The organism is Methylobacterium oryzihabitans (assembly GCF_004004555.2).
Classification (GTDB): Bacteria; Pseudomonadota; Alphaproteobacteria; order Rhizobiales; family Beijerinckiaceae; genus Methylobacterium; species Methylobacterium oryzihabitans.
This window is the reverse complement of the sequence record NZ_SACP01000065.1, coordinates 1-7,374: the sequence shown is the minus strand read 5'-3', so window position 1 is coordinate 7,374 and position 7,374 is coordinate 1. Positions and strand designations below refer to the sequence as shown.

Sequence of the window (7,374 nt, the reverse complement as noted above, 5' to 3'; positions counted from 1 at the left end):
CTCCGGTTGCGCCGAACGCCCGGCCGGGCGTCCGGGGCCGCCCGTTCGTGCCTCCCGGAGCGGTGCCTCCCGGCGCCGTCGAGCCCGGCGCGGCGGCGCCCGATGCGGTGCCGCCCGCGGGCCGCGGCGCCCGCGACGACCGGCGCGACGGGCTGTTCGGCGGCGCGGTCCCGGGTGGCTACCGGCGCGACGAGCCGGACTACATCCCGGGCGGCTTCCGCCGCGGCGACGTCGACGTGCGCAGCTACGACGACGTCCGCCGGGCCCGGCGCGAGTACAACGAGGGCGGTCGGCTCTACATCCGCGAGCCCGGCCGGGTGATCGTGCGCGAGGACGACCGCATCTACATCCGCCACGACGAGACCGAGCGCTTCCGCGAGCTCGACCGCGACGCCCGCATCGAGCGGCGCGGCCGCGACACCGTGACGATCATCGACCGGCCCGACGGCGACCAGATCGTCACCGTGGTCGACGACGACGGCCGCCTGCTGCGCCGGGTCCGCCGGGGCCGCGACGGGCGCGAACTGGTGCTGATCGACAACACCTACGAGGGGCGGCTGCGGCCGTTCGAGCGCGACGTCGTGGTGCTGCCGCCGCCCGACATCCGCATCCCGCGCGAGCGCTACGTCGTGGAGGCCGAGCAGGCCGACGAGGGGCTGATCTACGAGACCCTCACCGCCCCGCCGGTGGTCCCGGTCGAGCGCCGCTACACCCTCGACGAGGTGCGCTACAGCCCGTCGCTGCGCGCCCGGATGCGCAGCGTCGACATCGACACCATCACGTTCGAGACCGGCTCGTGGCAGGTGTCGCCGGATCAGGCGCGCCGCCTCTCCACCATCGCGGCGGCGGTCAACCAGGCGATCCAGCGCAACCCGCAGGAGGTGTTCCTCATCGAGGGCTACACCGACGCGGTCGGCAGCGACGTCGACAACCTGTCGCTGTCCGACCGCCGCGCCCAGGAGGTCGCGACCGTGCTCACCCGCGACTTCCGGGTGCCGCCGGAGAACCTGACCACCCAGGGCTACGGTGAGCAGAACCTGAAGGTGAACACGCAAGGCCCCTCGCGGGAGAACCGCCGGGTCACGGTGCGGCGGATCACGCCGCTGATCCAGCAGCAGGCCGGGCAGCGCTGACGCACCGTCCGGGCCGCCGCGTGCTTGACCCGGTGCCGCGCCTGCGGCACCGGGGAGCGCGGCGGGACGGGAGACGCGGGCAGTGCACGAGGCGGAGGGCGGCATCGCGGTCGGGACGCCGGTCTTCCGCCGCACCGCCCTGGCGCTCGCGGCGGCGGGTTTCTCGACCTTCGCGGTGCTCTACGCGGTCCAGCCGCTGCTGCCGGTCTTCGCCGAGGCGTTCGGGGTCTCGCCGGCCGCCAGCAGCCTGTCCTTGTCGCTCTCCACCGGCTTCCTCGCCGTCGCGCTCCTGGTGGTGAGCCCGCTCTCCGAGATCTTCGGCCGAAAGCCGGTGATGACGGTGTCGCTGTTCGCCTCGGCGATCCTGACCCTCGTCGCCGCCGTGATGCCGAACTGGGACAGCTTCCTGCTGGTGCGGGCGCTCGCCGGCCTCGCGATGAGCGGCGTCCCGGCGGTGGCGATGGCCTATCTCAGCGAGGAGATGCACGGACGGGCGATCGGCCTCGCCATGGGACTGCTCGTCGGCAGCAACTCCCTCGGCGGTCTGGCCGGGCGGCTCCTCGGCGGCGCCCTCACCGACCATTTCGGCTGGCGCGTCGCCATGGCGGTGATCGGTCTGCTCGCCCTCGCCGCCGCCGTCGCGTTCAGGCTGAGCCTGCCGGCCTCGTCGCGCTTCACGCCGCAGCCCCTGCCCTGGCGGGCGATCCCCGGCACGATCCTCGGCCATTTCCGCGATGCCGGCCTGCCCTGGCTGTTCGCCGAGGCGTTCCTGCTGATGGGCGGCTTCGTCACGCTCTACAACTACATCGGCTTCCACCTGCTCGAGCCGCCCTATTCGCTGAGCCACACCGAGCTGGCGGCGATCTTCGTGATCTACCTCGCCGGCACCGTCTCCTCGACCGCGGTCGGGCACGCCGCCGGGCTGTTCGGCCGGCGCAAGGTGCTGTGGCTCGCCATCGTGGTCGCGCTCGCCGGCATCGCCCTAACCCTGGCCGGGAGCCTCGTCCTCATCGTCCTCGGCATCCTGGTGACGACGGTCGGCTTCTTCGGCGCCCATTCGGTCGCGAGTTCCTGGGTCGGCCGGCGGGCCCTGCGCCACCGGGCCCAGGCCTCGTCGGTCTACCTGTTCATGTACTATCTCGGCTCCTCGCTCGCCGGCACCGCCGGCGGCTGGTTCTTCGCCCATGGCGGCTGGCCCGGCGTCGCCGGCTTCATCGCGGCGCTCTACGGCCTCGCGCTCGCGGTGGCGCTGCGCCTCGCGGTGCTGGCGCCGCTGCCGGGACGGGAGGGATGACCGGCTCCCCATCACCGGTCGCCCAGGACGATGACCGCGACGGCGGGATGCGATCCGCGGGCGGGGACGCCTCACGTCCCGTGCCGGATGCGCCTCACGATCCCGCCCGCCCGGTCGACCCCCGCACCACCAGCCGCCCGCCGAGCACCACCCGGCGCACCGGCTGGTCCGGGCGCTCCAGCCGGTCGAACAGCAGGCGCATCGCCTGCCGGCCGATCTCGTCAACCGGCTGCTCGACCACGGTGAGGCCGGGCTCGACGAGGTCGGTCCAGGGTTCGTTGTCGAAGCCGGCCAGCGCCAGATCCCCCGGCACCGACAGCCGCAGGGTCCGGGCGGCGCGCAGGGCACCCATCAGCAGCAGGCCGTTCGAGACGATCAGCGCCGCGGGCCTCCCGGGTTCGGCGAGCCAGCGCGCCGCCTCCGCCCCGGCGGCCTCGGCGTTCGGCAGCACCGTGCGGGCCTCCGGCGCGAGGCCGTGGCGCGCCATCGCGGCCTCGTAGCCGGCGCGGCGCTCGCGGGCGGTCGAGCTGGTCGAGCCGAACAGGCCGCCGATGCGCGAGACGCCGCGCTCCACGAGGTGATCGACCAGGGCCGTGCCCGCCGCGACGTTGTCGAGCACCACGCCGTCATGCAGGCCCGGCGGCCCGGTGCGGTCGATCAGCACCACCGGAAAGCCGAGGGAGCCGGCGCGCAGGCCGTCGGCGGTCGCGGTGGTCGGGGCGAAGATCACCCCGGTGACCCGCTCCTCCTCCATCAGCCGCAGGTACAGCGCCTCGCGCTGCGGATCCTCGTCGGTGTTGCACAGGATCACCCGCAGGCCGGCGGCGTAGGCGGCGTCCTCCACCGCCCGGCTGACGGCGGTGAAGAACGGGTTGCGGATGTCGGCGACGATCAGACCGATCGTCTGCGTCTCGCGCGAGCGCAGGCGGCGGGCCGAGAGGTTCGGCCGGTAGCCGGTGGCGCGCACCGCCGCCTCGACCTGCGCCCGCAGCGCCTCGCTCACCGGCCCCTTGCCGAGGACGCGCGAGACCGTCGCGGTCGAGACGCCCGCCGCGCGGGCGACGTCGCGGATGCCGACGCTCATGGTTCGGAAAACGTTTGCACAACCATGACGCGATCGTGCCACCGGCGCGAGCCCACCGCAAGGACTCCGGGACACGCCCGAGCAGATCGAAGTTGACACGCGCTATGAAAACGTTTTCAACGTTGGGCAACCGAAGGTCACCTCGCCGTGGCCGCCCTCCGGGAGGACGACATGCTTGCCCCGACGCCGCGGCTCGCGCCGCGCCTGCTCATCCGCCTCGCCGCCGCGCCGCCCGACAAGGAGGCGGCGATCCGCGAGGCCGCGGGCCTGCTCGCGGCGGCCGGCTGCATCGACCCGGCCTACGGCGACAGCATGCTGCGCCGCGAGGCGGTGGCGAACACCTGTCTCGGCCACGGCGTCGTCATCCCGCACGGGATGGTCGAGGACCGCCACCTCGTCCGCGAGAGCGGGCTCGCGGTGCTGCAGGTGCCCGGCGGGATCGCGTGGCACGACGGGCAGGTCGCCCACCTCGTCGTGGCGATCGCGGCGCAGTCCGACACCCACATCACGGTGCTGCGCCGCCTCACCCGGCTGATCCAGGACGAGGACCGCCTCGCCCGCCTGACCCGCACCGATCGCCAGGACGACATCGCCGCGGCGCTGAGCGAGGACGCCGCCGAGGCCGGTGCGACCGCCCCGGCCCGGGACCTGCGCCAGCGCTTCGACTGGACCGTCGACTACCCGACCGGCCTGCACGCGCGCCCGGCCGCCGCCTGGGTCGAGGCCGCCCGGGGCTGCCCGGCCCGGATCCAGGTCCGCCACGGCGACCGGGTCGCCGACGCCAAGACCCTGATCGCCCTGCTCCAGCTCGGCCTGCGCTGCGGCGACGCGGTGACGATCTCGGCCGAGGGCGACGACGAGGCCGGAGCGCTGGCGAAGATCTGCGCGGTGGTCACCGGCCTCAGTTCGGCCGAGAAGGCGGCGGCCGAGCGCGCCGCCGAGGCCGCGGCCCGCGCCGCCGGGCCGGTCGCCGGCTGGAACCCGACCGGGTCGCCCCGGATCATGCCCGGCCTCGGCGCGAGCCCCGGCCTCGCCATCGCGCCGGTCCACGTGCTCGCCGCCGCCGACGTCGCGGTGCCGGACGAGCCCGAGCCGCTGACCACCGGGGCCGACCGCCTGCACGGGGCGCTCGCCGCCACCGCCGACCAGCTCAGGGCACTGGCCGACGACACCGAGCGGCGCCTCGGCAAGGCCGATGCGGGGATCTTCCGCGCCCAGGGCGAGCTGATTGCCGACACCGACCTCATCACGCTGGCCTGTCAGCTCATGGTCGAGGGCCACGGCGTCGCCTTCGCGTGGGACGCGGCGGTGGAGCGGATGGCGGCGCAGCTCTCGGCGCTCGGCAACCCGGTGCTCGCCGCCCGCGCCGCCGACCTGCGCGACGTCGGCCGCCGGGTGCTGGCCCAGATCGACCCGGCGCTCCGGGCCGGCCACGCCCTGCCGGACACCTCCTGCATCCTGATCGCCCCCGATCTCGCCCCCTCCGACACGGCGGGGCTCGACCCGGCGCGGGTGATCGGGCTCGCCACCGCCCAGGGCGGGCCGACCTCGCACACCGCGATCCTGGCGCGCACCCTCGGCATCCCGGCGATGGTCGCGGGCGGCCCCGGCCTGCTGGCGCTGGCGAGCGGCACCCCGGCGATCCTCGACGGCACGACGGGCCGGCTCTACCTCGACCCCGGCGAGGCGGACCTCGCCGCCGCGGCGGCGTTTCGCGATGGCCAGAAGCGGGAAGCCGAGGCGCAGGCGCGCGAGCGGGCGCTGCCGGCCCGCACCCGCGACGGGCGCAGCGTCGCGGCGGCCGCCAACGTCAACACCCCCGACCAGGTGCCGTTCGCCCTCGACCAGGGCGCCGAGGGCGTCGGGCTGATGCGGACCGAGTTCCTGTTCCTGGAGCGCGGCGAGACCCCGAGCGAGGACGAGCAGGCCGAGACCTACGCGGCGATGATGCGGGCGCTCGGCGGCCGGCCGCTGATCGTGCGCGCCCTCGACATCGGCGGCGACAAGCAGGTCGCCCACCTGAACCTGCCGCGGGAGGAGAACCCGTTCCTCGGCGTGCGCGGCGCCCGGCTGCTGCTGCGCCGGCCCGACCTGATCGAGCCGCAACTGCGCGCCCTCTACCGCACCGCCCGCGACCTCGTCCCGGCCGGCGCGCCGACCGGCAAGGACGCGCCGCTGTCGATCATGATGCCGATGATCACCTCGGTGCCGGAAGTCCTGGCGTGGCGCGAGACCTGCGAGCGCATCCGGGCCGAGATCGGCGCACCGCCGGTGCCGCTCGGCATCATGATCGAGGTGCCGGCGGCGGCGATCCAGGCCGACGCGCTCGCCCGCCACTGCGACTTCTTCTCGGTCGGCACCAACGACCTGACCCAGTACACCCTCGCGATCGACCGCCAGAACCCGGAACTGGCGCCGGAGGCCGACAGCCTGCACCCGGCGGTGCTGCGGCTGATCCGCCTCACCTGCGAGGGCGCGGCCCGGCACGGGCGCTTCGTCGGCGTCTGCGGCGGCCTCGCCGGGGACCCGTTCGGCGCCTGCCTGCTCGCCGGCCTCGGGGTCGACGAACTCTCGATGACGCCGCGCGACCTGCCGGGGGTCAAGGCGCGGCTGCGGGCCTCGTCCTTCATCGCCCTGCGCGACCTCGCCGCCCGGGCCTGCGCCCAGGCCGACGCCGCGGGCGTGCGCGCCCTCGACGGCGACGGCACCGAGAGGAGCGCGGCATGACTCCCGTCGTCACCCTGACGCTGAATCCGGCGATCGACCTCACCGTCACCCTCGACCGGCTCGATCCCGGCCGCGTCCACCGGGCGCGGGGCGCGCGGGCCGATGCCGGCGGCAAGGGGCTCAATGTCGCCCGCTGCCTCGCCGACTGGGGCGTGCCGGTCGCCGCCTGCGGGCTGCTCGGCCGCGACAATGCCGGCCCGTTCGAGGCGGTGCTGGCGCGGAAGGGCATCGCCGACCGCCTGATCCGGGTGCCGGGCGAGACCCGCACCAACCTGAAGCTCCTCGACCGGGCGAGCGGCGACACCACCGACGTCAACCTGCCGGGCCTCGCCGCCGGGCCGGACGACCTCGCGGCGGTCGCGGCCTCTCTCGCCGACCTCGCCGCCCCCGGCGGCCTCGTCGTGCTGGCCGGGAGCCTGCCCGCCGGGCTCGCCCCCGAGACCTACGCCGACCTGACCGCGACCCTCAAGGCCCGCGGCGCCCGGGTGGTGCTCGACGCCTCCGGCCCGGCTCTCGCGGCGGCCCTCGCGGCGGCGCCCCTGCCCGATCTGGCCAAGCCGAACCGGCACGAGCTGGAGGAATGGGCCGGAGCGCCGCTGACGAGCCTCGAAGCCGTGGCGGAGGCCGCAAGCGGCCTGCACCGGCGCGGCGTCCCCCTCGTCGTGGTCTCGCTCGGGGCGGAGGGCGCCCTGTTCGTCGCCGACGGGGAGACGTGGCACGCCCACCCGCCGGCGATCCCGGTGGCGAGCACGGTCGGGGCCGGCGACGCCCTGGTGGCCGGCCTCGTCGCCGGGCTGCATGCCGGCCTGCCGCGGATCGAGACCGCGCGCCTCGCCCTCGCCTTCGCCGCCGGCAAGCTGACCCGGCCCGGCGCCAACCTGCCCGACCGCGCCACCGTCGAGGCCCTGGCGGCCTCGATCCGCATCGATCCCGTCGTCTAAATGGAAACTGGCTCCAAGTATCTGATTTCAAATTAGATATTTGGAGCGCGGGATCCCCTCTCCCGAGTGGGAGAGGGGAGGCGTGCCAAAGCGAAAGCCGCCTTCGACCGGGGCAACGGATACAGACGACCACCGCCCGGTTTCATCCGCAAGGGACGGCAAAGCCGGTGAGCAACTGATACGAAATCCGGAAGA

5 protein-coding genes are annotated in these 7,374 nt (G+C 75.0%); 4 read left to right on the top strand and 1 reads right to left on the bottom strand.

The genetic code is table 11. The annotated features are described in order from the left end of the window. Together EOE48_RS28275 and EOE48_RS28270 are read left to right on the top strand one after the other, a co-directional pair. Positions 1-1,133 (top strand): OmpA family protein (locus tag EOE48_RS28275; protein WP_187371581.1); only part of this gene is annotated, 1,133 nt, incomplete at its 5' end. 82 nt (positions 1,134-1,215) lie between these two features. Beyond that, positions 1,216-2,427 carry an MFS transporter gene (locus tag EOE48_RS28270; protein WP_127734204.1) on the top strand — a complete coding sequence of 404 codons (1,212 nt, stop codon included), beginning with the start codon at positions 1,216-1,218 and terminating at the stop codon, positions 2,425-2,427. A 94-nt stretch (positions 2,428-2,521) separates the two neighbouring features. Here the strand turns inward: EOE48_RS28270 and EOE48_RS28265 are convergent, their stop codons facing one another. Further along, positions 2,522-3,511: a LacI family DNA-binding transcriptional regulator gene (locus EOE48_RS28265; protein WP_127734203.1), complete on the bottom strand. Its 990-nt coding sequence runs from the start codon at positions 3,509-3,511 to the stop codon at positions 2,522-2,524. A gap of 171 nt (positions 3,512-3,682) precedes the next feature. Between EOE48_RS28265 and ptsP the strand changes: the two genes are divergently transcribed. Next, positions 3,683-6,238 carry a phosphoenolpyruvate--protein phosphotransferase gene (gene ptsP / locus EOE48_RS28260; protein WP_127734202.1) on the top strand — a complete coding sequence of 852 codons (2,556 nt, stop codon included), beginning with the start codon at positions 3,683-3,685 and terminating at the stop codon, positions 6,236-6,238. After that, positions 6,235-7,179: a 1-phosphofructokinase gene (gene pfkB / locus EOE48_RS28255; protein ID WP_127734201.1), complete on the top strand. Its 945-nt coding sequence runs from the start codon at positions 6,235-6,237 to the stop codon at positions 7,177-7,179. The genes ptsP and pfkB overlap by 4 nt, the downstream gene beginning before the upstream one ends. The last annotated feature ends 195 nt before the right edge of the window (positions 7,180-7,374 follow it).